2 protein-coding genes and 1 pseudogene are annotated in these 1261 nt (G+C 66.4%); 2 read left to right on the top strand and 1 reads right to left on the bottom strand.

Going from position 1 to position 1261, the window contains the following annotated elements; genetic code table 11:
- A pseudogene (locus KDL01_RS41215) lies at positions 1–197 on the top strand (IS5/IS1182 family transposase); the annotation flags it as partial.
- A 71-nt stretch (positions 198–268) separates the two neighbouring features.
- Positions 269–757 (top strand): hypothetical protein, encoded by a 489-nt coding sequence (locus tag KDL01_RS41210; RefSeq protein ID WP_212534157.1) that lies wholly within the window; start codon positions 269–271, stop codon positions 755–757.
- Between the two features lie 18 nt (positions 758–775).
- Here the strand turns inward: KDL01_RS41210 and KDL01_RS41205 are convergent, their stop codons facing one another.
- Positions 776–1234 carry a P-loop nucleotide/nucleoside kinase family protein gene (locus KDL01_RS41205; protein ID WP_368861752.1) on the bottom strand — a complete coding sequence of 153 codons (459 nt, stop codon included), beginning with the start codon at positions 1232–1234 and terminating at the stop codon, positions 776–778.
- Positions 1235–1261: the final 27 nt, after the last annotated feature.

The following is a 1261-nucleotide window of genomic DNA, read 5'->3' as shown; positions in this document are numbered from 1 at the left end:
AGGGCCCGAAAGGCGGGCGGCCCCCCGCATTCGACGCCGAACTGTACAAGCGCCGCAACCTGATCGAACGATGCAACAACCGGATCAAGCAGTGGCGCGGCATCGCGACCCGCTACGACAAGCTCCCCGACCGCTACCAAGGCGGAATCGAGCTGGTCAGCGCACTGATCTGGCTACGGTCTCTGTGCCCGGAATGACCCGGACACAGAGACCGTACATAGAGATTAATAGATGGTCAGATTCACCAACACTGCCTAGGAGCGCCGCCGTGGGCAGAGTCGGAATCACCGGTCACCGGGGACTGTCGGCGGACGTCGCCGAGCGCGTGATTGCGATGCTTCGCGCTGAGCTCGGCGACGCCGCTCCAGGTGAGGGTGAGCTCGTCGGCGTTACCTGTCTTGCCGACGGCGCGGATACGCTCTTCGCCCGAGAGGTGCTTGCGCGCGGCGGTTCGCTCGAAGTCATCGTGCCGGCCGGCACGTACCGTGAGAGCCTGCCGGGGAGCCACCACGCCGACTACGACGAGATCATCGGTCTGGCCAGTGAGGTCCATGAGTTGGCCTACGTCGAGTCCGGCTCCGAGGCGTACATGGCTGCCAGCGTGCTCATGCTGACGATTATCGGTGAGCTGATCGCCGTCTGGGACGGGCAGCCAGCGCGGGGCTATGGCGGGACGGCCGAGGTCGTGGGCGAAGCACGGGAGCGTGGCGTTCCGGTGCGCGTCGTCTGGCCTGAAGGGGCTGTCAGGGCGGTTTAGGTCATTCGGCCACGATGATCAAACGATGATCTCCTCGCCTTCGGCATTCGGCTCGTCGAAGCGGGCGTAGAAGTCGTCGAGCATGTCCGGGGTGACGGGGAGGGCGTTGGCGTCGGCGCGGAGGTTGCGTTCGCGTAAGCGGCGCAGGAGTTCGGCTTTGTCGACTTTCAGGTAGATCAGGCGCCAGGTGCCGCCGGCGTCCTCGACCAGCTTCTTGTACGCCTCGCGTTCCGTGCGGCGCCACAGGCCGTAGTCGAGGACTACGTCGCGGCCTGCGCGGATTGCCTCGACCAGACGGCGTCGCAGGTCTTCGACCACTGGGCGTTCGCGGGCGGGGTACTCGTGGTCGGGGTAGTCGATGCCGTACCTGCCGTTGCGCGCGAAGACCTCTTCGTCGACCGAGAGCCGCAGTGCGCCCTCGGCTTCGAGGCGGCGGGCGTAGGTCGTTTTGCCGGAGCCGGTGAGGCCGATCAGCAGGTGGACGACCGGGGTGTGGGGAGGCTG

This window comes from Actinospica durhamensis (assembly GCF_018139695.1).
GTDB classification, from domain to species: domain Bacteria; phylum Actinomycetota; class Actinomycetes; order Streptomycetales; family Catenulisporaceae; genus Actinospica; species Actinospica durhamensis.
The sequence above is the reverse complement of the archived record's forward strand: the minus strand, read 5'-3'. Positions and strand labels throughout refer to the sequence as shown.